The sequence below is a fragment of the Pseudomonas sp. FP198 genome, from assembly GCF_030687895.1.
Taxonomy (GTDB): domain Bacteria; phylum Pseudomonadota; class Gammaproteobacteria; order Pseudomonadales; family Pseudomonadaceae; genus Aquipseudomonas.
In genome coordinates this window covers 5129745-5155082 of record NZ_CP117452.1, presented here as the reverse complement: position 1 = coordinate 5155082, position 25338 = coordinate 5129745, and the positions used below count along the sequence as shown (strand labels likewise).

Annotated in this window: 26 protein-coding genes; 8 read left to right on the top strand and 18 right to left on the bottom strand. The window is 62.2% G+C overall.

Translation table 11 applies throughout. The annotated features are described in order from the left end of the window. Nucleotides 1-13: 13 nt before the first annotated feature. The 5 genes from urtE to urtA form a co-directional block, all read right to left on the bottom strand. The gene (urtE, locus tag PSH78_RS23465; RefSeq protein ID WP_305497113.1) at nucleotides 14-712 is read right to left on the bottom strand and encodes an urea ABC transporter ATP-binding subunit UrtE; all 699 of its coding nucleotides are present in this window, start codon (nucleotides 710-712) and stop codon (nucleotides 14-16) included. A 133-nt stretch (nucleotides 713-845) separates the two neighbouring features. Continuing rightward, a complete protein-coding gene (gene urtD, locus PSH78_RS23460; protein ID WP_305501373.1) occupies nucleotides 846-1718 on the bottom strand; it encodes an urea ABC transporter ATP-binding protein UrtD in 873 nt (290 codons plus the stop codon). Beyond that, nucleotides 1718-2794: an urea ABC transporter permease subunit UrtC gene (urtC, locus tag PSH78_RS23455; protein ID WP_305497111.1), complete on the bottom strand. Its 1077-nt coding sequence runs from the start codon at nucleotides 2792-2794 to the stop codon at nucleotides 1718-1720. The genes urtD and urtC overlap by 1 nt, the downstream gene beginning before the upstream one ends. Then, nucleotides 2794-4296, bottom strand: coding sequence for an urea ABC transporter permease subunit UrtB (gene urtB / locus PSH78_RS23450; RefSeq protein WP_305497110.1), 1503 nt, complete (start codon nucleotides 4294-4296; stop codon nucleotides 2794-2796). The genes urtC and urtB overlap by 1 nt, the downstream gene beginning before the upstream one ends. Nucleotides 4297-4457: 161 nt before the next feature. Continuing rightward, complete coding sequence (gene urtA / locus PSH78_RS23445) at nucleotides 4458-5723, bottom strand: urea ABC transporter substrate-binding protein (protein WP_025211599.1); 1266 nt, start codon at nucleotides 5721-5723, stop codon at nucleotides 4458-4460. A 194-nt stretch (nucleotides 5724-5917) separates the two neighbouring features. On the opposite strand from urtA, the gene PSH78_RS23440 reads away from it, so the two are divergent. Continuing rightward, entirely contained in the window at nucleotides 5918-7531 is a 1614-nt protein-coding gene (locus PSH78_RS23440) for a bifunctional 2-polyprenyl-6-hydroxyphenol methylase/3-demethylubiquinol 3-O-methyltransferase UbiG (protein ID WP_305497109.1), read from the top strand. On the opposite strand, the gene PSH78_RS23435 is transcribed toward PSH78_RS23440, so the two are convergent. From PSH78_RS23435 to cbiE, 12 genes are all read right to left on the bottom strand, one after another. Further along, complete coding sequence (locus PSH78_RS23435) at nucleotides 7506-8516, bottom strand: iron ABC transporter permease (protein ID WP_305497108.1); 1011 nt, start codon at nucleotides 8514-8516, stop codon at nucleotides 7506-7508. The two genes, PSH78_RS23440 and PSH78_RS23435, sit on opposite strands and share 26 nt — an antisense overlap. Further along, nucleotides 8513-9460, bottom strand: a complete 948-nt coding sequence (locus PSH78_RS23430) for an ABC transporter substrate-binding protein (RefSeq protein ID WP_305497107.1) — start codon at nucleotides 9458-9460, stop codon at nucleotides 8513-8515. The genes PSH78_RS23435 and PSH78_RS23430 overlap by 4 nt, the downstream gene beginning before the upstream one ends. Beyond that, nucleotides 9457-10245 carry an ABC transporter ATP-binding protein gene (locus PSH78_RS23425; RefSeq protein ID WP_305497105.1) on the bottom strand — a complete coding sequence of 263 codons (789 nt, stop codon included), beginning with the start codon at nucleotides 10243-10245 and terminating at the stop codon, nucleotides 9457-9459. Before PSH78_RS23425 ends, PSH78_RS23430 begins: the two co-directional genes overlap by 4 nt. A gap of 198 nt (nucleotides 10246-10443) precedes the next feature. After that, nucleotides 10444-11823 carry a PepSY domain-containing protein gene (locus PSH78_RS23420; RefSeq protein ID WP_305497102.1) on the bottom strand — a complete coding sequence of 460 codons (1380 nt, stop codon included), beginning with the start codon at nucleotides 11821-11823 and terminating at the stop codon, nucleotides 10444-10446. A gap of 280 nt (nucleotides 11824-12103) precedes the next feature. Next, entirely contained in the window at nucleotides 12104-12538 is a 435-nt protein-coding gene (locus PSH78_RS23415) for a DUF2946 domain-containing protein (protein WP_370871020.1), read from the bottom strand. 12 nt (nucleotides 12539-12550) lie between these two features. After that, nucleotides 12551-13030 carry a copper chaperone PCu(A)C gene (locus tag PSH78_RS23410; protein ID WP_305497101.1) on the bottom strand — a complete coding sequence of 160 codons (480 nt, stop codon included), beginning with the start codon at nucleotides 13028-13030 and terminating at the stop codon, nucleotides 12551-12553. Between the two features lie 46 nt (nucleotides 13031-13076). Beyond that, complete coding sequence (locus tag PSH78_RS23405) at nucleotides 13077-13475, bottom strand: DUF2946 domain-containing protein (RefSeq protein WP_305497100.1); 399 nt, start codon at nucleotides 13473-13475, stop codon at nucleotides 13077-13079. A gap of 120 nt (nucleotides 13476-13595) precedes the next feature. Further along, nucleotides 13596-13886 carry an addiction module antidote protein gene (locus tag PSH78_RS23400; protein WP_305497099.1) on the bottom strand — a complete coding sequence of 97 codons (291 nt, stop codon included), beginning with the start codon at nucleotides 13884-13886 and terminating at the stop codon, nucleotides 13596-13598. 3 nt (nucleotides 13887-13889) lie between these two features. After that, nucleotides 13890-14192, bottom strand: a complete 303-nt coding sequence (locus PSH78_RS23395; RefSeq protein WP_305497097.1) for a type II toxin-antitoxin system RelE/ParE family toxin — start codon at nucleotides 14190-14192, stop codon at nucleotides 13890-13892. A 191-nt stretch (nucleotides 14193-14383) separates the two neighbouring features. Further along, nucleotides 14384-15112 carry a cobalt-precorrin-6A reductase gene (locus PSH78_RS23390; RefSeq protein ID WP_305497095.1) on the bottom strand — a complete coding sequence of 243 codons (729 nt, stop codon included), beginning with the start codon at nucleotides 15110-15112 and terminating at the stop codon, nucleotides 14384-14386. After that, nucleotides 15109-16206, bottom strand: coding sequence for a cobalt-precorrin-5B (C(1))-methyltransferase (locus tag PSH78_RS23385; protein WP_305497094.1), 1098 nt, complete (start codon nucleotides 16204-16206; stop codon nucleotides 15109-15111). Before PSH78_RS23385 ends, PSH78_RS23390 begins: the two co-directional genes overlap by 4 nt. After that, nucleotides 16199-17410 (bottom strand): precorrin-6y C5,15-methyltransferase (decarboxylating) subunit CbiE, encoded by a 1212-nt coding sequence (cbiE, locus tag PSH78_RS23380; protein WP_305497092.1) that lies wholly within the window; start codon nucleotides 17408-17410, stop codon nucleotides 16199-16201. The genes PSH78_RS23385 and cbiE overlap by 8 nt, the downstream gene beginning before the upstream one ends. 323 nt (nucleotides 17411-17733) lie before the next feature. On the opposite strand from cbiE, the gene cobG reads away from it, so the two are divergent. From cobG to cobJ, 4 genes are read left to right on the top strand one after another with little or no spacing between them, the layout of a single operon-like run. Next, nucleotides 17734-19053, top strand: coding sequence for a precorrin-3B synthase (gene cobG / locus PSH78_RS23375; protein WP_305497091.1), 1320 nt, complete (start codon nucleotides 17734-17736; stop codon nucleotides 19051-19053). Next, entirely contained in the window at nucleotides 19046-19672 is a 627-nt protein-coding gene (locus tag PSH78_RS23370) for a precorrin-8X methylmutase (protein WP_305497090.1), read from the top strand. Before cobG ends, PSH78_RS23370 begins: the two co-directional genes overlap by 8 nt. Next, nucleotides 19672-20403 (top strand): precorrin-2 C(20)-methyltransferase, encoded by a 732-nt coding sequence (locus PSH78_RS23365; protein ID WP_305501368.1) that lies wholly within the window; start codon nucleotides 19672-19674, stop codon nucleotides 20401-20403. The genes PSH78_RS23370 and PSH78_RS23365 overlap by 1 nt, the downstream gene beginning before the upstream one ends. After that, nucleotides 20400-22097, top strand: coding sequence for a precorrin-3B C(17)-methyltransferase (gene cobJ, locus PSH78_RS23360; protein WP_305497089.1), 1698 nt, complete (start codon nucleotides 20400-20402; stop codon nucleotides 22095-22097). The genes PSH78_RS23365 and cobJ overlap by 4 nt, the downstream gene beginning before the upstream one ends. Before the next feature lie 116 nt (nucleotides 22098-22213). On the opposite strand, the gene PSH78_RS23355 is transcribed toward cobJ, so the two are convergent. Then, complete coding sequence (locus tag PSH78_RS23355) at nucleotides 22214-22810, bottom strand: MarC family protein (protein ID WP_039593516.1); 597 nt, start codon at nucleotides 22808-22810, stop codon at nucleotides 22214-22216. Nucleotides 22811-23046: 236 nt separating this feature from the next. Between PSH78_RS23355 and PSH78_RS23350 the strand changes: the two genes are divergently transcribed. The 3 genes from PSH78_RS23350 (at nucleotide 23047) to PSH78_RS23340 (ending at nucleotide 25308) form a co-directional block, all read left to right on the top strand. Next, nucleotides 23047-23856, top strand: coding sequence for a hypothetical protein (locus PSH78_RS23350; RefSeq protein WP_305497087.1), 810 nt, complete (start codon nucleotides 23047-23049; stop codon nucleotides 23854-23856). 62 nt (nucleotides 23857-23918) lie between these two features. Continuing rightward, nucleotides 23919-24641 carry a hypothetical protein gene (locus tag PSH78_RS23345; protein ID WP_305497085.1) on the top strand — a complete coding sequence of 241 codons (723 nt, stop codon included), beginning with the start codon at nucleotides 23919-23921 and terminating at the stop codon, nucleotides 24639-24641. Then, complete coding sequence (locus tag PSH78_RS23340) at nucleotides 24631-25308, top strand: hypothetical protein (protein ID WP_305497084.1); 678 nt, start codon at nucleotides 24631-24633, stop codon at nucleotides 25306-25308. Before PSH78_RS23345 ends, PSH78_RS23340 begins: the two co-directional genes overlap by 11 nt. Nucleotides 25309-25338: the final 30 nt, after the last annotated feature.

Sequence of the window (25338 nt, the reverse complement as noted above, 5' to 3'; positions counted from 1 at the left end):
CGGGACGCCAAGACTAGATCGTTACCAGCCCGCGCACACCCTCGACTTGCATATTTTCGCCGCGGCCTTGCTGGACGATCTCGCCCCGGGACATCACCAGGTACTCATCGGCCAGCTCGGCGGCGAAGTCGTAGAACTGCTCCACCAGCAAGATCGCCATGTCGCCCCGGGCCGCGAGTTTCTTGATCACCGCGCCAATCTCCTTGATCACCGACGGCTGGATGCCTTCGGTGGGCTCGTCGAGAATCAGCAGGCGCGGCCGGCTGGCCAGGGCCCGGCCAATGGCGAGCTGCTGTTGCTGGCCACCAGACAGGTCACCGCCGCGGCGTTGCTTCATCTGTAGCAGCACCGGGAACAGTTCATAGATGAAGGCCGGTACTTCCTTGGCCTCGGAACCCGGGAAACGCGAAAGACCCATCAGCAGGTTTTCTTCCACCGTCAGCCGAGCGAAAATTTCCCGGCCCTGGGGCACATAGGCGATGCCGGCATGTACCCGCTGGTGCGGCTTGAAGCCGGTGATGGCCTTGCCTTCCCAACTCACCACGCCTTCCTTGGCCGGCAGCAGGCCCATCAGGCATTTGAGCAGGGTGGTCTTGCCCACACCGTTGCGGCCCAGCAGGCACGTCACCTCGCCGACCTTCACGTCGAACGACAGGCCCCGCAGGATGTGGCTACCGCCGTAGTACTGGTGCAGCTTGTCGACTTGCAGCATGTTCCAGACTCTCCTCAAGTCCCCTGTGGGAGCGAGCTTGCTCGCGATGACTGCGGCACATTCAACACATGTGCAGGCTGAACTACCGCTATCGCGAGCAAGCTCGCTCCCACAGGGAACAGCATGTGTCGTTCTAGCGACCGAGATACACCTCGATCACCCGCTCATTGTCCTGCACCTGTTCCAGCGACCCTTCGGCCAACACGCTGCCCTGGTGCAGCACGGTGACGTGATCGGCGATCGCGCCGACGAAGCCCATGTCGTGTTCCACCACCATCAGCGAATGTTTGCCGGCCAGGGATTTGAACAGCTCGGCGGTGAAGTCGGTCTCGGCGTCGGTCATGCCCGCCACCGGTTCGTCGAGCAGCAGCAGTTGCGGGTCCTGGACCAGTAGCATGCCGATCTCCAGAAATTGCTTCTGCCCGTGAGACAGCAACCCGGCGGCGCGATTGACCGATGCGGCGAGGCGGATGGTTTCGAGCACTTCGCCGATACGGTCATGTTGCTCGCCGGTCAGTTTCGCCCGCAGGCTGGCCCATACCGATTTGTCGGTCTTGAGCGCCAGCTCCAGGTTCTCGAACACGCTCAAGGCTTCGAACACCGTCGGCTTCTGGAACTTGCGGCCGATACCGGCCTGGGCAATCTGCACTTCGCTCATGCTGGTCAGGTCCAGGGTTTCGCCAAACCAGGCCTTGCCGTGGCTGGGTCGGGTCTTGCCGGTGATGACGTCCATCAAGGTGGTCTTGCCGGCACCGTTGGGGCCGATGATGCAGCGCAATTCGCCGACGCCGATGTACAGGTTCAGATCGTTGAGCGCCTTGAAACCGTCGAAGCTGACGCTGATGTCTTCCAGGGTCAGGATGGTGCCGTGGCGGGTGTTCAGGCCTACGCCAGCAGCTTGGCCGAGGCCGATCGCATCGCGGCTGCTGCCCTGGTCCCGATTGGCATCGACAGGGGGCTCAATAATCGGTTCGAGCATGAAGTCCGCCGTGGGTGTGATTCGCATCATTCGCCCCTTTTCTTCAGCAAGCCGATCACGCCCTTGGGCAGATACAGCGTCACGACAATGAACAACGCGCCGAGGAAGAACAGCCAGTACTCAGGAAACGCCACGGTGAACCAACTCTTCATGCCATTGACCACGCCAGCGCCCAGCAGCGGTCCGATCAGCGTGCCGCGCCCGCCAAGGGCCACCCACACGGCCGCTTCGATTGAGTTGGTCGGCGACATTTCGCTGGGGTTGATGATGCCCACCTGCGGCACGTACAGCGCCCCCGCCAGGCCGCACAACACTGCGCTGAGCACCCAGACGAACAGCTTGAAACCACGCGGATCGTAGCCGCAGAACATCAGGCGGTTTTCCGCATCGCGCAGGGCCGTCAGTACCCGTCCGAACTTGCTGCGGGCCAGGCGCCAACCGATGAACAGGCTCGCCACCAGCAACAGCACCGTGGCAAAAAACAGCACCGCGCGGGTGCCCGGCTCGGTGATGCCAAAGCCCAGTATCGAACGGAAATTAGTGAAGCCGTTGTTGCCGCCAAAACCCGTCTCGTTGCGGAAAAACAGCAGCATCCCGGCGAAGGTCAGGGCCTGGGTCATGATCGAGAAATACACGCCCTTGATCCGCGAGCGGAACGCGAAGAAGCCGAACACCAGCGCCAGTAGACCCGGTGCCAGCACCACCAGGCACAGCGCCCAGAGGAAGCTGTCGGTGCCGGCCCAGTACCAGGGCAGTTCGGTCCACGACAAAAACGTCATGAACGCCGGCAGGCCGTCACCGGCGGCCTGGCGCATCAGGTACATGCCCATGGCGTAGCCGCCCAAGGCGAAGAACAGGCCGTGGCCGAGGGAGAGCAGGCCGGCGTAGCCCCAGACCAGGTCCAGCGCCAGGGCGACGATGGCATAGCAGAGGATCTTGCCGACCAGGGTCAGCGTGTAGGCCGAGACGTGCAGCGGATTGTCCGCCGCCAGCAACGACAGCAACGGCAGGCTCAGCAGCACGGCGAGGATCACCGCGCCGACGGCAACGGTGAGTTTGGGACCGGCCTTTTGTGTGGCCGTGAGCATCAGGGGCTGGTTCATCAGTCGATTACCCGTCCTTTGAGCGCGAAGAGGCCTTGCGGACGCTTCTGGATGAACAGAATGATCAGCGCAAGGATCAGGATCTTGCCGAGCACGGCGCCGATCTGCGGTTCGAGGATCTTGTTGGCGATGCCCAGGCCGAAGGCGGCGAATACGCTGCCGGCCAACTGGCCGACGCCGCCGAGTACTACCACCAGGAACGAGTCGATGATGTAGCTCTGTCCCAGGTCCGGGCCGACGTTGCCGATCTGGCTCAAAGCCACGCCGCCGAGCCCGGCGATGCCCGAGCCGAGGCCGAAGGCGAGCATGTCGACCCGCCCGGTGGGCACGCCGCAGCAGGCGGCCATGTTGCGGTTCTGGGTTACCGCGCGGACGTTCAGGCCCAGGCGCGTCTTGTTCAGCAGCAGCCAGGTCAGCACCACCACGAACAGCGCGAAGGCGATGATCACGATGCGGTTGTACGGCAGCACCAGGTTCGGCAGCACCTGGATCCCACCCGAGAGCCAAGCCGGGTTGGCGACTTCGACGTTCTGCGCGCCGAACACCAGGCGCACCAGCTGAATCAGCATCAGGCTGATGCCCCAGGTGGCGAGCAGGGTTTCCAGCGGGCGCCCGTAGAGGTGGCGGATCACCGTGCGCTCCAGCGCCATGCCGATGGCCGCGGTGATGAAAAACGCCACCGGCAGGGCGATCAGCGGGTAGAACTCGATGGCGTTCGGGGCGAAGCGCTGGAACAGCATCTGCACCACGTACGTGGAGTAGGCTCCGAGCATCAGCATCTCGCCGTGGGCCATGTTGATCACCCCGAGCAGGCCGAAGGTGATTGCCAGGCCGAGGGCGGCGAGCAGCAGGATCGAGCCCAGGGACATGCCGCTGAAGGCCTGGCCCAGCAACTCGCCGATGAGCAGCTTGCGCTTGACCTGGCCGAGGCTGGTTTCAGCGGCGGTGCGCACGGAGGCATCGGTTTCGACGCCGGGTTCGAGCAGCGTTTCCAGGCGGGTGCGGGCCAGCGGGTCGCCGGTTTCCCCCAGCAGGCGGACGGCGGCCAGGCGCACGGAAGGGTTGGCATCGACCAGTTGCAGGTTCGCCAGGGCCAGGCTCAGTGCGGCATGCACGTCTTCGTCCTGCTCGCCGGCCAGTTGCCGATCAAGGAACGCCAGTTGCGCGGGGCGGGCACTTTTTTGCAATTGCTGCGCGGCAGCCAGGCGCACACGGGCGTCCACGGCGAGTAGCTGGTGGCTGGCGAGAGCGGTTTCGATCAGCCCGCGCAAACGGTTGTTCAGGCGCAGGGTCTTTGGCTGGCCGTCGATGGTCAATTGGCCTTGCTGCAAGGCATTGATCAGCTCGACGCGCGCCGGGTCGGGCTGCGCGGCCCAGGTTTCCAGGAGCTTGGCCTGCTGGGACGGGTTGGCGGCGACGAAGTCTTCGGCTTCGCCGGCGTGGGTCGCCAATGGCAACAGCAGTGCCAGGGCGAGGATGAGGCGGTAAAGGGCGGTGGGCATAGCGAGTCGCCTTACGCGGACAATGTGGGAGCGAGCTTGCTCGCGATGGCGGTGGTTCAGTTTCATCAATGTTGAATGTGAGTCCGCTATCGCGAGCAAGCTCGCTCCCACAGGGAGTTGTGTCGGCCCTGAGCGTCGTCCTCGGACCGACACCCATGGGCTCAGTTGCTCTTCACCGCATAGTCAGGCTTCTTGTCGTTGCCGGCGATGAACGGGCTCCATGGCTGGGCGCGGATCGGCCCTTCGGTCTGCCAGACCACGTTGAACTGACCGTCGGCCTGGATCTCGCCGATCATCACCGGCTTGTGCAGGTGATGGTTGGTCTTGTCCATGGTCAGGGTGTAGCCCGACGGCGCGGCGAAGGTCTGGCCGGCCAGGGCTTCGCGGACTTTGTCGACATCGGTGGACTTGGCTTTTTCCACCGCTTGCGCCCACATGTGGATGCCGACGTAGGTGGCTTCCATCGGGTCGTTGGTTACCGCTTTGTCGGCGCCCGGCAGGTTCTTGGCCTTGGCGTAGGCTTTCCACGAATCGACGAATTTCTTATTTGCCGGGTTATCCACGGATTCGAAGTAGTTCCACGCCGCCAGGTTACCCACCAGCGGTTTGGTGTCGATGCCGCGCAGTTCCTCTTCGCCCACCGAGAAGGCCACGACCGGTACATCGGTGGCTTTCAGGCCCTGGTTCGCCAGCTCTTTATAAAACGGTACGTTGGAATCGCCGTTGACCGTGGAGATGACGGCGGTCTTGCCGCCGGCCGAGAATTTCTTGATGTTGGCGACGATGGTCTGGTAATCGCTGTGGCCGAACGGGGTGTAGACCTCTTCGATGTCCTTGTCCGCCACGCCTTTGGAGTGCAGGAACGAACGCAGGATCTTGTTGGTGGTGCGCGGGTAGACGTAGTCGGTGCCCAGCAGGAAGTAGCGCTTGGCGCTGCCGCCTTCTTCGCTCATCAGGTACTCCACCGCCGGGATCGCCTGCTGGTTTGGCGCGGCGCCGGTGTAGAACACGTTCGGCGACATCTCTTCGCCTTCGTACTGCACTGGGTAGAACAGCAGGCCGTTGAGTTCTTCGAACACCGGCAACACGGATTTGCGCGACACCGAGGTCCAGCAGCCGAACACTACGGCGACCTTGTCCTGGGTCAGCAACTGGCGGCCCTTTTCAGCGAACAGCGGCCAGTTCGATGCCGGGTCCACGACCACCGCTTCAAGCTTCTTGCCGTTCACGCCACCCTTGGCGTTGATCTCGTCAATGGTCATCAGCGCCATGTCCTTGAGGGACGTTTCGGAGATCGCCATGGTTCCGGACAACGAATGCAGGATGCCGACCTTGATGGTCTCGGCGGCCTGGACGGTCCAGGCCATGCCCATCGCGGCAATGCTTGCCGAGAGTGTAAAAGCCTTGATCAAGCTACGACGCTTCATTGTGCGATCTCCGTGGTCTTTATGTTTTTCTGGATGGCAGATGCAAACGCTGAAAGCGCTTTTGCAAGGGGTGTGCCCGGTCGGGGAAAGGCTTTGAAATGCGGGGTCGACGGTGAGAGAGGGAAGTGACGATGCACCATCAGCGAACACATCGTTGGTGCTGGTGCAGGATGGCGCTCCGCATTGGGGCGCGGATGAGGTTGACCCAAGGTGAAATTATCGCCCGCCCGTCTATGCTGACTCTTCTGCCATTGCGAAGTGGGAAAAACCGTTTGAATTACTCTGGCGCTGCAAGCTATTTTCTTCTCGACGAGACGGCAGTATTTGCCGTGTTGCCTGAAGTCAAACCGGCCGGGCATCCGCAATGGATGCACGTGACGCATCTGCGCGAAGCGAGATATTCGCTGATTCTCACCGCCGGGGAACATCTGCGAAGTAGCCCGCTGGATGTGTTTTCCGATTCCAGACTCTACATGCGTTTTTCGGCGGCGCTGCCAAGCATCAGTGTCGACGGGCTCACGTGTTCAGTTGTTTTTGTCGATGATCCAGGTCAAGCCGAATACCCACTCGGAATCTTTCATATCTGCGGAGGATCTACGCCGTCGGAATGGCGGTTGGTCGATCTGGATCTGGCCTGGTTGGCGGGGAAACGTGGCCGTCTCTTGGTAACGTGCGGGCCAGGGGCAAAAAATGACCCTACAGCCGACTGGTTGGCGATAGCTGACTTGTGTGTTGCCAGGGAAGGAGTGATGAAGCTTCTCCTGGCGAAAACACACCATCGGATGCGCGTGAAAAACGAGATAGCACACTTCAGCAGCGTCTACCGGAACGAGTTTTACTCGAACGTTCAGGAGCGACAGCGTGAAGCGGCCATGGGCGTTGCTCGCAACGTTCGCCGATTGAATGGACTGGCTCCGGCGCAAGGGCAGGGTGCCCAGTCCGAGATGGTGATTCTGGAGCCGTTTGAAGGAGAGGTCGCCTACTCCTATGCCACTCGTATGCTGAGGGCGAACGTCCCGCAAACGCCGCCCGATTTTCAAGCGAGGCTGCGTCGGAAAGTCAGGGATCACGGTGCAATAAAAGTCCTGTCGATCTGCAGTGGTGCCGCGCGGATCGAAGCTGGTTTGTCGGCGGCTGTTCCCGAAGGCGTTGAATGGTCACTGCTGGATATCAATGAAGACCTGCTTCACATCGCGGCGAAGCAGTTTTCTTCAGGGGTTGGCCTCGATCTGATCGTGGCCGATGCGAATAACCTGGTGCCTACCGGTGAGCAGTGGGACGTTATTATCTGCGTCTCGGCATTGCACCATTTGATCGAGCTGGAAAAAGTGATGCTCTTTATCTCCCATAGTTTGAAAAACGATGGCGAGTTCTGGAGTGTGGGTGAGGCCGTGGGGCGCAATGGCAATCGCTTGTGGCCTGAGGCAATAATTGCAGCTGATGCAGCGTTCTCGGCATTGCCGGCACGCTACCGGCTAAACGCCGATACCCAGGTTGTCGATGCGGTCATTCCAGACAAGGACCACTCGATCGGGTGCTTCGAGGGCATTCGAAGTGAGGAAATTACCGCGCTCCTCGAACGTTGGCTCAAGCCGGTGGATGTTTACCGTACCAACTGCTTCCTCTGGCGAATGGTCAATCTCGCCTACAGTGGAAATTTTGATCTTGCGAAAGCCGAGGACCGGGCATTGGTCATTGCTATGGTTCGAGCGGAGCTGGAGCATTTTCGAAATGGCGGCCTTGGTACCGAGCTGTTCGGCGTGTACAAGAGGAAGCATCTTTTCAGCGACGGCGCATCAGACCAATAAAGAACAGCCCACCGATAGCGGCTGTAGCGACCCCGATCGGCAAATCCTCCGGCGCGATCAGCGTGCGAGCCGCCACGTCCACCCAAACCAGGAACAGGCTGCCCAGCAGCACGCAGGCCGGCAGCAGCCGACGATGCTCGGCGCCCGCCAGACGTCGGGCGATGTGGGGCACCATCAGCCCGACAAAACCGATCGAGCCGCTGATGGACACCAGTACGCCGGTCATCAAGGACGCGATCAGGAAAATCCATAGCCTCACCTTTGCCGCGTTCAGCCCCAGGGTCACGGCGGTCTGCTCCCCGGCCATCAGCGCGTTCAACGGCCGGGCCATGCCCAGCAGCAACACCAGCCCCAGCAATACGCTGGCGGCTGGCACCGCGAGCAGTTCCCAGCGTGCCAGGCCCAGGCCGCCGAGCATCCAGAACATCACCGCCGAACTGGCGCGATGGTCTCCGAGGAACAGCAGCAGGTTGGCGGCCGCCATCATCACGAACGACACCGCTACGCCGCACAGCAGCAGGCGATCGCTCTCCAGGCGACCCTGGCGGGCAGCGATGGCCAGCACCAGCAACATACTCAACAGCGCGCCGATGAAGGCGGCCAGCGGCAGGGTCAGCAAGCCGATGATCTCGCCGACATGCAACACCACGATGACCGCCCCGAGGGTGGCGCCGGAGGTGACGCCAAGCAGGTGCGGATCGGCCAGCGGGTTGCGTGTCACCGCTTGCAGCACCGCGCCGATCAACGCCAATCCTGCGCCTACCAGCGCCCCGAGCAGCAGGCGCGGGACGCGGATCAGCCAGACGATGTGTTCCTGGCCGGCCGTCCAATACACCTCGCCGACACCGAAGGCCTTGTGCAGCAGCAGGTCCCAGACCACGGCCACCGGTACCCGCGCCGGCCCGAAACCCAGCGACACCACGCACGACACCAGTAACAGCGCGCCGAGCAGTAGCAGCAGTGCACCATAGCGACGATCGTTCATTGGCCGTGGAAACCCCGCGCCAGGGTTTGCACCGCCAGCACGTTATCGATACCCGGCGTGGCCTGCACGTAAGGGATCACGACGAAACGCTGGTGCTTGATCGCATCGACTGATTGCAGGGCCGGGTTGCTCGACAGGAACTGCTGTTTCTGCTCGGCACTGACTTCGCCGTAATCGACGATCACGATGACCTGGGGATTACGCTCCACCACGTTTTCCCAGTTGACGCGGGTCCAACTGGCGTCCACGTCATCCAGAATGTTGCGCCCCCCGGCCGCGTCGATCAGGGCCTGGGGCATGCCCAGGCGGCCGGAGGTCATGGCCCGGTCTTCGCCGCTGTCATACAGGAACACCCGCGGTTGTCGGGTTGGCAGGTGCTTGCGCACTTCGGCCACCTGGGCCTGCATCGTGGCGATCAGCGCGTTGGCGCGATCCTGGACGTCGAAGATTTTCCCAAGGTTGCGCAGGTCGTTGTAGGTGTCCTCCAGCGAGGCTGCCGGGCGTTTCATCACGAACGCGCAGGACTCGGTCAGTTCGTAGACGTTGATGCCCAGCGGTTGCAGGGTCTGCGGAGTCAGGTCGCCGCCGACGCGCATGCCGTAGTCCCAACCGGCGAAGAAGAAATCGACGTTGGCGTCGAGCAGGGTTTCCACCGAGGGATATTTGGCGGCCAGTTCTGGCAGCCCATCGAGGATTTTCGCCATCTCCGGCGTCACCGATTTCCAGCCGCTGATGCCGCTGTAGCCGACCATGCGTGGCTTGAGCCCCAGGGCCAGCATCATCTGGGTCATGTTGATGTCATGGCTGACGGCGTGCCGAGGGGCCTCGTTGAACACCACCTGGCGGTTGCAGCTCTGGATTGTCAGCGGGTAGCGGCTGGCCTCGGCCTGGACATGCAAACTTGCCAGCAATAACGGAAGCAACAGCAGGGGACGCAGGATCATGGTTGGGTTATCCAGGTGATTCGTGGGTAGCCGGCCAGCGGGTGTTCGTCCACCAGGGCCGCGACGCCGAACACTTCGCGCAACAGGTCGACAGTGAGGACGTCCCTGGGCGTGCCGCTGGCGACGATACGTCCGTGTTCGATCACGTACAGGCGGTCGCAGAACGCGGCGGCAAGGTTCAGGTCATGAATGCTGGCGAGGGTGCCGATGCCCAGGCCCTTGATCAGTTGCAGCAACTGCAATTGATAGCGCGGGTCGAGGTGATTGGTCGGTTCGTCGAGGATCAGCAACTGCGGCTGCTGGGCCAGGGCGCGAGCGAGGATCACCCGTTGTTTCTCACCGCCCGAGAGCGTGGCGAATGCATGGTCGCCAAAGCCTGCAAGCCCGGCCGACTCCAATGCCTGGAGCACCAGTCGGCGATCTTCTGGATTGTCACCATCGAACAGACCCTTGTGCGGCGTGCGCCCCATCGCGACCACCTCTTCCACCGTCAGGCCGAAGGCGTCGGGAAACTCTTGCAGCACCACGGCGATGCGTTGGGCGCACCAGCGCGAGGGCTGTTTCCAGACGTTGTGGTGTTCGAGTCTGACCTCGCCGCTTTCTGGCCGGCTGAAGCGGTAGGCGCAGCGCAACAGGCTGGTCTTGCCGCTGCCGTTGGGCCCGATCAACCCGACAAACTCCCCGGCAGCCACTTGCAACGTGGCATCACGCAGTTGGAACTGGTGATGGCAGTGGCCATGGCCCAGCGGCGTCCAGGCGAGGTGGGAGAGGGTTAGCGAGGTCATGCATTTACTCAAATCATGGGCGGCGCGCGGGTCCCTTGTGGGAGCGAGCTTGCTCGCGATAGCGGTGGTTCAGCTTGCATCATTGTTGGAGTACTGCCGCCATCGCGAGCAAGCTCGCTCCCACAGGGATAGTGTTTATGTTCGAAAGGCGGGCGCGATTGTAGAGCTTTCCCGCCGCTTTCCGTTAACGCGCAATTCTCAGCTTGAAGATGAAGCGGCCTCAGGCTGGCGATTGAACCGGGTAACAAGCCGGTCCAGCAGCCACACCACCACCAGCGACGCCCCCACCAACGGGAACACCACCGCCAGGGCCAACATGATGAACACCCCGGTCTTCCACGTCGGCAGGTCGTGGCGTAGTGGCGGCACGCCCAACTTGCCCTGGGGCCGGCGTTTCCACCAGATCACCATGCCGCTTACGGCGCTGAGCAGGATCATCAGGCAGACCAGCAGGACGATGATCTGGTTCACCGGGCCGAACATCTTGCCTTCGTGCAGCATCACCCCGGTTTCAGTGGCACGGGCAACGAGGTTGTAGTGCTCCCAGCGCACGTCGGCCAGGACTTTTCCGGTGTACTGGTCGACGTGCAGGGTCGCGTCGTTGCGCGGGTCATCGGCGAACACGGCGATGGTGAACACACCCGAGGCGGTCGTCGGCAGGGTGATGCTGTAGCCGGGTTCGACCTCGCGCTCGGTGGCGATGTCCTGCACCGCTTGCAGGCTGACGGTGGGTGCGGCGGGACCTTCGTGCCTGCCGCCATGGGCCATGTGCTCGGCGTGGTCGCCGGACATCGGCATTGGCGTGTTCTCCACCGCCCAGGGCACGGTCTGGCGGTGGGCATTGTTGAGGCTGCCGGCCTCGATGTCGGACTTCGGTACGTCGTTCCACATCGCCGCCGGGAAGCGGTTCCAGAGGTCGGCGTATTGCTTGCCCCAGAAGCCGGTCCAGGTCATGCCGCTGAGCAGCATCACCAGCAGGAACGCCGCGCCCCAGAAACCGACAACGATGTGCAAGTCGCGCCAGAACACCCGACCGCGAGCGCTCCAGCGCGGCCATAGCACGCCGGCCGAGGATTGCCCGCGCGGCCACCACAAGTACAGTCCGGAAACCACCAGCACCACGCCCCAGCCGGCAGCCATTTCCACCAGCCGGTCACCGACGGTGCCGATCAGCAATTCGCCGTGAATCGCCCGGGCCATGGCTTGCAGGTTGTCTTTCGCGTCCTGCTCGCCAAGCACGTCGCCGTGGTACGGGTCGATGAACACATTCAGCTCCCGGCCCTTGTCGACCACCACGAATTGCGCGCTGCGCTCGGCGTTGATCGGCGGCAGGTACTGTTTGACCTGGCCTTCGGGGTAGGCCTGGCGGACCTGCTTGAGCAGGTCGTCCGCCGCCAGGCTGTGATGCCCGGCCGGTACGTTCAGCAGGTTGCCGTACATCAATGGATCGAGTTGCGGCTTGAACAGGTAGATGATCCCGGTCAGGGCCAGCATCACCATGAACGGCGCCACGAACAGCCCGGCATAAAAATGCCAGCGCCAGGCCAGGTTGTAGAAATTGGGTTTCGGTTGGCTCATTGCAAAGCGCTCCGCAGGGCAAATTCGGTTGTCATGTTGTGCGGCTGCCGGGCAGCCGATAGCAGGTGAGCCTTGACTAAACACAGACCCCGTGGCGAGGGAGCTTGCTCCCGCTGGGCTGCGCAGCGGCCCTTGGTTTTTGCGGTTGCTACGCAACCGAGCGGGAGCAAGCTCCCTCGCCACAAGGTCAGGTGTCAGGTCTTGCCTGCGTCGTCAGGCACTCATCCGTGTCCAGGGCAGCGTTGGGCTGTCCTTTGCGACCGGGTGAGCAGGTGCGGGCTTATGCGTCGAGGGGCGGTGCGCGGGTGCGGGCGCCCGGAAAGAACGTCGGCCGGGCATGACCCAGGCGCGGGGAAGGGCTGGTGTAGGTATGGCTGGGAGGGGTATCGAAGACGGCGAATATGTGGCCGCCAGGCAGCGCCGGGCAGTTGAACAGCAGGCTGCAATAACCGCATTTTTCCCACAACGCGTGGTGTTCGCTCTGGGGCGCGCAGTGCTCGGTGGCCGGCGCTTCGTGCACCGGCATGTCCATGCTCATTTCCATATCCATGCTCACGGACACAGGCATGGACATGCGCTGATCCATCGGCATCGACTGGGAAACCAGTGGTCCGATAAAGATCATCAGCATGGCGAACAGGCTGATCCAGCTGCCGCGTGTCAGGCTCATGGGCTGACGGCGGTGCTTGGATGGGCTGGCGCGACGAGGTTGCATAGGCGGCTACGTCTACTGGGCGTGCTGGTGTGTCTGGGTGCCGTCGGGTGCTTTTTTCTGCACCGCGACATCCACCGTCACGTCCCCGGCCTTTTCGAAATGCAGGGTCATGGGGAAACGTTTGCCGTCGCTGAGCAAGCTACGGTCCTTCAGGTCCAGCAACATCACGTGATAGGCCATCGGCGCGAAGGTGACGGTCGCACCGGGGGCGATGGCAACGACGGGCACCGGTTGCATTTTCATCAGGTCGTTTTGCATCACATGTTCATGAAGCTCGGCCTTGCCGGCAATCGGCGAGTCGACGCCGAGCAGTTTGTCGGCGGTGGCGCCGCCGTTGTGAATCACGAAGTACGCGGCCACGGTTGGCGCGTTGGGTGGCAACTCCTGGGACCACGGGTGGGCGATTTCAAGCTCGGCGGCCTGGTACTGGTGAGCCTGGGCGAAGCCAACCGGGAGCAGCAGGGCGGCCAGCAGGATGAGTCGGTTCAACATGGCAATTCTCCGGAACGATTCAGGACGCAGTTTCATGCGGGAAGAATCAGGCCAGAGGCGAAGCACGGGGGTTGAGGCTGGGCCATTGCTGGCGCGGGGTCGGGCTGTCGAGCGTTGCGTGGGCCGTACCGCGATCGGCCCGTTGTGCGTCCAGATACAACTGCGGGGCGTGCCCGCCGAGCGCCATCAGCGGCGCCGGGCCTGAGCAGCACCAGCAATGCTGCATCGTCGAGTGATTGTCTTTCTGTGGCGTGCCTTGTTCCAGCTTGCCCAGGGAAACCGCCAGCATCTTCGTACCGCTGGATGAGCAGAAACTGCCCCACAGCATTTGTTCCGCTGGCGTACTGGCGGCTGCACCGGCGCTATTGGAAAGCGGCATGGCAAGCATGTTGAACAGCACTGCGAAGCAGGCGATCCAGGCAAATGCAAGCCGTTGTCGGGACATGGGGCAATCCGCTCGGTTGGGCGATCAGGTGGCGGTATTTAGCCTGATCGGTGTCGAGAAGTAAAAAGGCCACGTGCGGTGTAGGGTCGCAGGGCTGGTGTTAACAGTAGCAATGGATCTTCAAATGGTCGTCGCTCGTAACTTCAAGCCCAGAGCTTTCATGACTTTGATGATAGTTGTGAATTCTGGATTGCCCGCACTGCCCAGGGCTTTATAAAGACTCTCTCGCCCGAGCCCGGCATCACGGGCGATCTGCGTCATGCCTTTTGCCCTGGCGATATCGTTGAGAGCTGCGCGAACCAGTGCGCCGTCACCGCTATCTTCTTCAAAACAGGCATCCAGATAAGCGGCCATCTCCTCCGGCGTCTTGAGGTAGCTGGCTGCATCGAAACGTGTGAATTCTGCGGTCATGATTCACTCCTCATCACCCATGGCTTGCGCTATTTGAACAGCGCGTTTGATGTCCCGTTTCTGAGTTGACTTATCACCTCCCGCAAGCAGCAGGTAAAGCACGGAATCTCGACGGGCAAAATACACTCGGTAGCCTGGGCCCGAGTGAATGCGCATCTCATACACTGCGTTGCCGACCGGTTCGCAATCACCCAGATTGCCATGCTCAGCAGATCGAATCCTGGCAATGATGCGAGCTTTCCCTGTGACGTCTCTCAAACCGTCAAGCCAGCTTGAGAAGATTCGGGACTGTACAAATTCGATCATTGGATCGTATTCCTTGGGATACGCTGTGGCAAGCAGCGCTTTTCCAGGCGCGAGACGCATCGCTCATGCTTGATGACTGCCAGACGCTGCGGTGGGTATCAAGGAGCGGAACTATAGAGTTGAACGTCTTGGACGAAACAGCCGGCTGCGTCTGGAAAACCTGTGAGAAATGTCTCGCTGATCTGCTGAGTTCAAAAGCCGTTGGGTACGGATAAAGCGTCCAGCACCTCATTGATCGCTGCAAACTCCCGATCCACCCCCGCCAACACCGGCCGCTTCAACACCAGCACCGGCACTCCCCGCTCCCGGGCCACCTCCAGCTTCGGCTCGGTGGCCGTGCTGCCGCTGTTCTTGCTGACCAGCACATCGATTTGTCGCCGTTCGAACAGTTCGCGTTCACCGTCAATATGAAACGGCCCACGGGCGCCGATGACTTCGCAGCGTTCGTTGCCGGGGTAAACGTCCAGTGCTCGCAGGGTCCAGAACTGTTCGGCGGGAATTTCATGCAGATGCTGCAGCGGCTCACGGCCGAGGGTGAACAAGGGGCGGTGGAAAGGCTGCAAGGCCTGGATCAGTTCGTCCCAGTCGGCCACTTCGCGCCAGTCATCGTCGGCCCGTGGGCGCCAGGCCGGACGGCGCAGGGCCCAGCAGGGGATGGCGCAGGCGCGGGCGGCACGGGCGGCGTTGTAGCTGATTTGCGCGGCGTAGGGGTGGGTTGCGTCCAATAGCAGGTCGATGCCCTCGGCGCGAATGAATTGCGCCAGGCCTTCGGCGCCGCCGTAGCCGCCGACGCGCACCTGGCAGGTCAGGTCGGTGGGGACGCGACCGATGCCCGCCAGGCTGTAGATGTGTTCGGGGCCGAGCGTGCGAGCGATGGCCAGGGCCTCGGTGACGCCACCGAGGAGCAGGATGCGTTTCATTTCAAGGCTCCAGCGTGGCCGACGATTCCGCCCTGGCGGTCGATGGCGAAGACTTCGATCTGGACCTGGGCCGGGACCACGCTGCGAGCGAATGCCAGGGCGTGCTCGCACACGGCGTCACCGAGGGCGATGCCGACGGCGCTGGCCATCGCGAGGGCTTGCTGACTGGTGTTGGCTTGACGAATGTCGTGCTGCAACGTCTCATCGGCACCGATCGCCGCCGCCCATTCGGCCAATTGTGGCAGGTCGATGCTTGAGTGGCGGCTGTGCAGGTCCATATGCCCGGCGGCGAGTTTGCTGATCTTGCCGAAGCCGCCGCAAAGACTGAGCTTTTCCACCGGCACCTTGCGCACATGCTTGAGCACGGCGCCGACAAAGTCGCCCATTTCGATCAGGGCGATTTCCGGCAGGTTGTAGACCCGGCGCATGGTGTCTTCGCTGGCATTGCCGGTGCACGCGGCGATGTGCAGGTAGCCGTTGGTTTTCGCCACGTCGATGCCCTGGTGGATCGACGCTATGTAGGCGGCGCAGGAAAACGGTCGGACGATGCCGCTGGTGCCGAGGATCGACAGACCGCCGAGGATACCCAGTCGCGGGTTCATGGTTTTCAGCGCCAGGGCTTCGCCGCCCTCGACATTGACCGTGACTTCGAACCCTCCGGCATAACCGTTTTCATCGGCCAGGCGACCCAGGTGATCGTTGATCATTTTGCGCGGCACCGGGTTGATCGCCGGCTCACCGACAGCCAGGACCAGTCCCGGTCGCGTCACCGTGCCGACGCCACGACCGGCAACAAAACGCACGCCAGGTTCGGCGATCAGGCGCACCTGGGAAAACAACAGCGCGCCATGAGTCACGTCCGGGTCATCACCGGCGTCCTTGATCGTTCCGGCCTCGGCACCTTGCTCGGTCAGCCGGCAGAACTCCAGGCGCATCTGCACCTGCTTGCCCTTGGGCAGGACGATTTCCACGGCATCGGCCTCGGTGCCGCACAGCAGCAATCGCGCCGCCGCCAGGCTGGTGGCGGTGGCGCAGCTGCCGGTGGTCAGGCCGCTGCGCAGGGGGGCGGGTTGCTCGGCGGTTTCGTCACGCATCGAGAGGTTTCGTCAGGTCCAGCAAGGTGATTGGCAAGGCTTGGCGCCAGGTATCGAATTCGCCCAAAGGCTGGGCCTGGGCGACATGGATGCGGGTCAGCTCACCGCCGTGGCGTTCGCGCCAACTCATCAGTGTCATCTCGCTTTGCAGGGTCACGGCATTGGCGACGAGCCGACCGCCAGGCTTGAGCCGGGCCCAACAGGCATCAAGCACGCCTTCGCGGGTGACGCCGCCACCGATGAACACCGCGTCCGGACGCTCCAGGTTCTCCAGCGCCTGCGGGGCGCTGCCACGAATCAATTGGAGGCCGGGCACGCCAAGGGTGTCGCGGTTACGTTCGATCAAGGCTTGGCGGCCTTCGTCGGCTTCGATGGCCAGGGCTCGACAACTGGGGTGGGCGCGCATCCATTCGATGCCGATCGAGCCGCTGCCGGCGCCGACGTCCCAGAGCAGCTCGCCGGGGGTTGGGGCGAGGCGGGCCAGGGTGACGGCGCGCACGTCGCGCTTGGTCAGCTGGCCGTCGTGTTCGAAAGCAGTGTCCGGCAGGCCGGCCAGGCGTGACAGGCGCTGTGTCGACGGATCGGCCCGGCATTCGATGGCAATCAGGTTCAAGTCGGCGCCGGCTTCATCGGACCAGTGCGCAGCGCAACCGTCGATCCTTCGTTCTGCCGCACCGCCCAAATGCTCCAGCACGGTCATGGCGCTCGGGCCGAATCCGCGCTCGCGCAGCAGTGTCGCCACGGCGCCGGGGCTGTGGCGGTCGTTACTCAACAGCAACAGCCTGACGCCACTCGACAAGTGGGCATTGAGCGCCGCCAGGGGGCGGGCCACCAGCGACAGCGTGACCGCGTCCTGCAACGGCCAGCCCATGCGCGCCGCCGCCAGCGAGCAGGAGGATGGCGCGGGGATGACCTGCATTTCCTCGGCCGGCAGCTGTTTCGCCAGGCTGGCGCCGACGCCATAGAACATCGGATCACCACTGGCCAGCACGCACATCGGCTCGCCCCGTCGAGCCAGCAGCGGTTCCAGGGAGAATGGGCTGGGCCACAGCTCCCGCTCGCCGCGGATACACAGCGGCAGCAGTTCCAACTGACGGGCGCTGCCCAGAATCCGCGACGCCCGCAGCAAGGCATGGCGAGCCGTTCGGCCCAGGCCCTTGAAGCCTTCTTCACCGATGCCCACTACGGTCAGCCAGGGGGTCATCTCTGTTCCTCGAATAAATGGGTTGATCGCCACGCTTGTGCAGTCGCGAAACGGGTCGCCATCATACCGTGCCTCGACGGATCTGACGTGAACCATCCCCTGTGGGAGCGAGCTTGCTCGCGATGACGGCGTTACATTCAACATTAGCTTTTCAGACAGACCGCTATCGCGAGCAAGCTCGCTCCCACAGGGGATTCGCGGTGACAATGGGATTTATGTGCCCACCATCAGCAATCCGACCGGCAAGCTTTTCATGACCGCAGGCAAAGCAGGCATAATGGCGGCTGTCGCCGCTGCGGCGTTTCCTATTTACCGGTCCTGCCTTGAACGAACGTCCATCTTCCAACGTCATTCGCCCCTCGGGTTGTCCGGGGTTGCTGCGTGTCGTCCAGGCACTGGACGGAGGAATCTGCCGAATCAAGCTTGATGGCGGCGTCATCCACGCGGATCAGGCCGAAACCGTCGCGTGGGTGGCCGAGCAGTTCGCCGGGGGCGTGATCGAGGCCACCAACCGCGGCAACTTGCAGATCCGCGGTATCGGCCCTGAGCCGGACGCGTTGATCGAGCCGTTGCTGGCCGCCGGGCTTGGCCCGCGCACGACGGCCGGCGATGACGTGCGCAACCTGATGCTCAGCCCTTCGGCGGGCATCGACCGGCAGATGCTGTTCGACACCCGTCCGCTGGCGGCACAGATCCTCTTCACCCTGCAAACCCATGAGCGCTTCCACGAACTCTCGGCCAAGTTCGCCGTGCAGTTGGACGGTGGCGAAGCCTTGGCGATGCTCGAGCATCATCATGACCTGTGGCTTTCGGCGCTTGTCCAGCACGGCGAGCCCTGGCTTGCCTTTGGCCTGGCCGGTTCGCCATTGGACACGCCGGCGGGCAAGGTGCCCCTGGCCCAAGGGCATGCCCTGGTGGTAGCGGTGCTGGAGCTATTTCTCGAACTGGCCCGCCCGGACCAGAACCGCATGCGCCAACTGCTGGCTGAAGGTGCCGTGGATGAACTCATGACCCGGTTGACCGGCCGCGTGCCGCTGCAACCTTGCCTTGACTGGCGGCGGAGTGCGTCGCCCGGCGGCTTGCACATCGGTATTCACTCCCAGCACGACGAACGGGTCTATGTCGGCGCGGCGGCGCCCCTCGGCCGGCTTGATACGGTCATGCTGCGCGGCGCGGCGCAGTTGGCGCGGGAGAAGGGCGACGGCAATCTTCGCTTCACTCCCTGGCAAAGCCTGTTGCTGCCCAACGTGCGCCGCGAGGATGCGGATGCCGTGTTGACGCAGCTCGACGCGCTAGGCCTGTTGTGTTCGCTCGATCACTCCCTGGCGCAACTCATCGCCTGCACCGGCTCCAGTGGCTGTGGCAAAGGCCTGGCCGACACCAAGGGCGATGCCCGCCAATTGGCGGATCTGCTGCAACGTCGGGGCCAGGCTTTGAGCATTCATCTGTCCGGCTGCCAGCGATCGTGCGCGGCCGCCCACATCGCCCCGGCGACGTTGCTGGCGGTCGCCCCCGGTCGTTATGACCTCTATTTTCGTGATGCCGCGTTGCCGGGTTTCGGCGCGCTGCAAGCACACAATCTGACAATCGAAGCGCTCGGCCACTGGCTCGACGCTCATCCCCGGAGCCCCCTTGATGCTTGATTACATCCGCGACGGTCAGGAGATCTATCGCAACTCCTTCGCGATCATCCGCGCCGAGGCGAACCTGGCGCGCATTCCTGCCGATCTGGAAAAACTCGCGGTGCGGGTGATCCACGCCTGCGGCATGGTCGAGGCGGTCGATGGCCTGCAGTTTTCCGCAGGCGCAGGCGCGGCGGGGCGCCAGGCACTGGCGGCCGGTGTGCCGATCCTGTGTGATGCGCGGATGGTGTCCGAGGGCGTGACCCGGGCGCGCCTGCCGGCCAACAATCCGGTGATCTGCACCTTGCGCGACGACAGCGTGCCAGCCTTGGCCCGCGAGCTGGGCAACACTCGCTCGGCGGCCGCGCTGGAGCTGTGGCGTCCACATCTGGAAGGTAGCGTCGTGGTCATCGGCAACGCACCGACCGCGCTGTTCTATCTGCTGGAAATGCTCGATGCCGGCGCGCCGAAACCGGCCCTGATCCTTGGCTTCCCGGTGGGTTTTGTTGGCGCCGCCGAGTCCAAGGCCGCGCTGGCGGCCGACAGCCGTGGCGTGCCGTTCGTGATCATGCAAGGCCGCCTGGGCGGCAGCGCCATGGCCGCCGCCGCCGTCAATGCCCTCGCCACGGAGGTTGAATGATGCAGCAGCCTGGACGCTTGATCGGCCTCGGCGTCGGGCCGGGTGACCCGGAACTGATCACGGTCAAGGCCTTGCGCCTGCTGCGGGAGTCGCCGGTGGTGGCGTACTTCGTCGCCAAGGGCAAGAAGGGCAACGCCTTCGGCATCATCGAGGCCCATCTGCAGGACGCGCAGACCTTGCTGCCACTGGTCTACCCGGTCACCACCGAAGTGCTGCCGGCGCCGTTGTCCTACGAAGAAGTTATCGCCGACTTCTATGACACCGCCGCCGAGCAACTGGCCGTGCACCTGGATGCCGGTCGCGACGTGGCGGTGATCTGCGAGGGCGATCCGTTTTTCTACGGCTCCTATATGTACCTGCACGATCGCCTGGCCGAGCGCTACGAGGCCGAGGTCATTCCCGGCGTGTGTTCGATGCTCGGTGGTGCCTCGGTGCTGGGAGCCCCGCTGGTCTATCGCAACCAGAGCCTGTCGGTGCTCTCCGGCGTCCTGCCCCACGACGATCTCAAGCGTCGGCTGGCCGACGCCGATGCGGCGGTGATCATGAAGCTGGGGCGCAACTTCCCCAAGGTTCGGCAGGTGCTTGAGGAACTGGGTATGGACGGACGGGCGCTGTACGTCGAGCGCGCGACCATGGCCAACCAGAAAATCGTGCCGCTGGATGAAGTCGAGCCGATGTCTTCGCCGTACTTCTCGCTGATCATCGTCCCGGGCGAGCGGTGGCAGGGATGAGGAAACCGGCGGCAATTGTCATCCTCGGCCCGGGCAGCCTTGCGACGGCCCGACGAATCCAGCAGTGCTATCCCGATGCGCTGATCCATGGCCTCGTCGGGCGGGTGGAGGGCGATCGGCAATACCTTGAATTCGGCACCACGTTGCGCGAACTCTATCAACTGGACACGCCGATCATTGCGCTGTGCGCGGCGGGCATCGTCATTCGCACCCTCGCGCCGCTGTTGCTGGAAAAAGGCGTCGAGCCGCCGGTGCTGGCGGTGGCCGAGGATGGCAGCGCCGTGGTGCCGCTGCTGGGCGGTCTGGGCGGCGTGAATGTGATGGCCCGGGAAATCGCGACAGCGCTGCAAGTCGTTCCGGCGATCACCACCAGCGGCGAGTTGCGTTTTGGCACCTGCCTGCTCAATCCACCGAGCGGCTACAGCCTGGGCGATCTGGAGCAGGGCAAACGCTTCGTGTCCGACCTGCTGGCCGGCGAGCCGGTGCGGGTCGAAGGCGCGGCGCCGTGGCTGGACCAGGCGCAGTTGCCCCAGGATGCGCAGGCACGGTTGGCGATACGCATCGACAGCGCCGCGGGTGTGCCTGCGCCGGATGAATTGCGGATCTATCCGCGCAATGTGGTGGTCGCGGTGAGTGCCGGCACGCCGGACGTGTCGACTGCGGTCAGCGACGCGCTGCACCGAGCCGGCCTCGCCGGGCAATCTCTGGCCTGCCTGCTGGCGGCGGACAATGACATGGCCCGCGTCGAGTTGCACCACGCCGCGCTGGCGCTGGGCGTGCCGCTGCGCTTCGCCCAGGCGAGTGATGACAGTGAGCAATGGCTGGATGATGCGTTGGGCCAACCGGCTTCGTTGCAACGAATGGGCGGTGTGGTCATCGCCGTGGCTGAGCGGCCCGTCGACCCGCTGCAGCTTGGCCGTGCGCGCGGACGTCTGGCGGTGATCGGCCTTGGCCCTGGAGCGGCAGAGTTGATGGTCCCGGCCGTGCGTGCCGAACTCGATCGCGCCAACGATGTGCTCGGCTACGAGACTTACGTGCGCATGGCCGGGCCTTTGCGAGCCGACCAGGTGCAGCATTGCACCGACAACCGCGAAGAAATGCAGCGCGCCCGACATGCCTTCGAACTGGCGGCTCAGGGCCGGTCGGTGGTGGTGGTGTCATCCGGTGACCCTGGCGTATTCGCCATGGCTGCCGCCGTGCTGGAGGCGCTGCATGAATCGACCAATGCCGATTGGCACAACGTCGACCTGCAAATCCTGCCGGGCGTCTCGGCCTCCCTGGCCACGGCGGCCCAGGCCGGCGCGCCGCTGGGCCATGATTTCTGCGTGATGTCCTTGTCGGATAATCTCAAGCCGTGGTCGATCATCGAGAAACGCCTGGACCTGGCGGCCGAGGCCGACCTGGCCCTGGCGTTCTACAACCCGATCTCTCGTTCCCGTCCATGGCAACTGGGGCGGGCGCTGGAAATCGTCGCACAACATCGTACAGCGGACACTCCGGTGGTCCTGGGGCGTGACATCGGTCGACCAGGCCAGACCCTGCGCGTCACCACGCTCGGGCAACTGACCCCAGACCAGGTGGACATGCGTACCATGGTGCTGATCGGCTCTTCCACCACCTGCGTATTTCCGCGCGCTGAAGGTGGCGACTGGGTGTATACGCCACGTTGGTATGGCGACAAGCCAGGGGCATGAGTAGCGTCAGGGTGTCAGGTGATTTAATTTTTCATGGGGCGGTTCTGGCTGAGGTCGAATCGCTCCAAGTATTTTTACATCCGTCACGTCTAGAGTCCCAGCAGGCGGTTGAATTGCTACGGGGCTAAATATCCTTTTACCCCGGTAAAAATGATCTGCGCCGCCAGTGCGCAGACAAACAGCCCCATCAGGCGGCTGACGATCTGCAGGCCTTGATCGCCAAGGATCCGTTCGATGCGGCTGGACAGGTAAAGCACGACGCCAACGGTGAAGCTGGCGAGGGCGATGCTGATGATCGCCATGAGCTTGTCGTCCCAGTGCGGCTGGCTTACGCCCATCACCAGCAAGGCGCCGATGGTGCCGGGGCCGACGGTCAATGGAATGGTCAGCGGGACGATGGTTACGTCTTGCTGGACATTATCGGTCTGTACCGCCGACTTGCCCTGGGCCATGCCCAGTGCCGAAATGAACAGCACACTGCCGGCGCCGATACGGAATGCATCCACGGTGATGCCGAACACGCTGAAAATCACTCTTCCGAACAGGTACAGCAACACGCTGGACACCAGCGTCGCGGTCGCGACCTTCCAGGCCAGGCGACGTTGTTCCTTGCGCGAATAGCCGCGGGTCAGGCTGATAAAACACGACAGCACGAAGAACGGGCTATAGAGCACCAGCATTTTCAGATAAACGCTGAACAGCACATGGAGCATGGTGGAGGCTCGCGACGAATGAAATTGACGTGGAGTCTATCAGGCAGCGGGGTATCTGTCGGCTCGTGGCAAGGGCGAATGCAAGTACCGGAAGAGGTCACTTGATTATTACCGTTACTTGTAAGACGTTGAGTTTGATTATTCGCTGTTACAGTTGCGCGCTTGTTGTTATGAGGTCGGTTGAGTAAGTTTGTCTCGCGGATCCACGGAGGATCTTTATTAAATAAGGGAATGGTATGAGTGTTAAAGATTATTCTGTTGTAACCATGGCTGATCGTCTTGAGCGTCTGGGCGCTCATGATGTTGCGCCGGAAGAGTTCGAACTGTCGTCGCGTACGTATGCTGTTTCTTCCGGGAAGACGGCTGGCGAACCCGAGAAGCCGGATCGGGCCTCGGTTGTCGGTAACGGCATCCTGACTTTTGTTTCGGGGATGTCCGAACAAAAGCAGGCGGATGTCCAGCACTCTTATTTGTTCGCATCATTAGTGGCTAACAAGCGCTATCCAAAAGATGAACAGGGCAAAGAGTGGTATCAACTTTTCCTGGAAGTGATGCAGGATTGCGGCTGGATAATTCTGCAAAAGTACTACGACTCGACGGCCGCCTCGGGGAAAAGTTTCACGATGGATGAATTGGTGCTCAAAGTCCTCGGTTCGGCGCTGACGGCAGCCGCGATTCCCGGGCCTGCGTCCTTGCTAATGCTCAAGGTCGCCAGCGACGCCGTCGCATCTCTTGCAGCTCGTGACAAGCCACTTCGGGTGTTTAACCAGAACATCCAGGAGTCTGGCACGGGAGGGTTCGGCGTAGCCGCCTGCCATGAGACGCCTCATGGTGAAGTCATCATGGCGCTGGGGGCGGTACGTTTCATCAAACGTACGAACCAGACCCAAGTATTGTTTGTTAACTGGGACAGCAGCTCGGTCGATCTTTACCGTGGTGAAAGCCACATGACCATGGTGCCGACTGTCATTAACCGTACGCGCGCGATCATTATCGAGAAGCTCGGCGATCGGGCACAGCAAAAAATCGAGGCGTACGAACTCTGATTGAGATAACCACTTGGCGACTAGCAGCTAGTCGTCAACCCTAAAAAGAATAAGGTGGTGCAATGGATAACCATTATTCGGCTTTTATTAACGCCGGGGTTGTAGTGCTGTTGTCCCGAGATATGACGGGGCAGGAGAAAAGCGATGTGTTGGAATCGATATTATTTGCGCAGTTGGTTGCCAATAAAAAATACCCAGCTTATACCCAGGCACAGGAACGGTATGACGAGTACCGTGACGTATTGAAGAATGGCTGGTTGCAGGAAGCCGCCGCATGGGACAACTTCAAACTTGATGAGCAATCCAACTTAAATGCAGCGCATTGGATAGGGCGTCGGCTGGCGGGATCTATCGACCTCGCGGGCGCCGATGAAATCACTCGCTTGTTGAGCCGTATTGCGCAACTACCCGACACTCTGCCGGCCATCGAGCAGTTGCGCGAACAGGCCTGCAAGCGCAGCGAACCTGTACAGTTTCGTTCGACCGGTCAGGCTATAGGCAGGCTCTGCTTGCAAGTGATTCTGGCCCGACAAGGTCCGTTGCTGAGCAGCGTCTCCCTGAGCTATGAAACTACGCAACCGGCCGTTCAAAACCCGCTCGGGCAGTGCCTGTCCGTTGCCAACGTGGTGGGAAATCTTCAGTCCAGGTGCTTCCAGGCCCGCTTATCCCAAGAGCTATACAACCCTATGCGCAGTGCGATCGTACGAAAGCTCGGGGACAAGCCCGCGAAGCATGTTTTTGATGTTTCCGGCGACATTGAACAGGGACCCTGTAATGAATATTGAGCGCCTGCCAGCTGGCGAAGGTTTGCTTCACAGCAGCTCTGCGTCGAGGGCTGCCGTAGTGGGCTCAAGCATTGTGTCGTTCGAACGGGGGCTGTCTCCTCAGGATCGCGAAGACATTTATCTAAGCAACCTGTACGCGCAACTAGCCACCCGCTCGGCATACCGGGACGGCTTGGTAGGCAATTGGTTCGACTATTACAAGAATAAGCTCAGGTTTCTGGGGTGGGATACTGCGCGCCCTGTCCGACTCATGGAAGCTGGACAGGGATTGATGGCCGATAGCGTTTCCCGACAGCTGTCCCTGTCATTGGCCGGGCGCTTTTCGCAGCAGGCAAGTCAAGCGTTAGGGGCTTTGGAAAACAGCCCGGATGCGATTGAAATATTCGAAGGGGCCAGCCTGCGGCGCGATAGGGGTTTTTTCCAAGTGATTCCTTGTGTCCTGAAGTCTCCCGGAAAAATAGAGATCGCGCTCTACCACAAACAATTCAGTACTCGCAGGACCGTCTCGAAGTTTCTGTTCTGGCCCATGGAAGAAGTCGTCGCCACCAGTCTGGAGCAAATGGCACTCATCACCTTCAGTACGCTGCATTACGGGACGTTCAGGAAGAAAGTCGCGGCTGCGGTTTTGGATGAAACAGCGCGTAATATTCATGCATTGGAATTTTAATAGAGCTGCGAGCACCAGCCGATTGCCGTG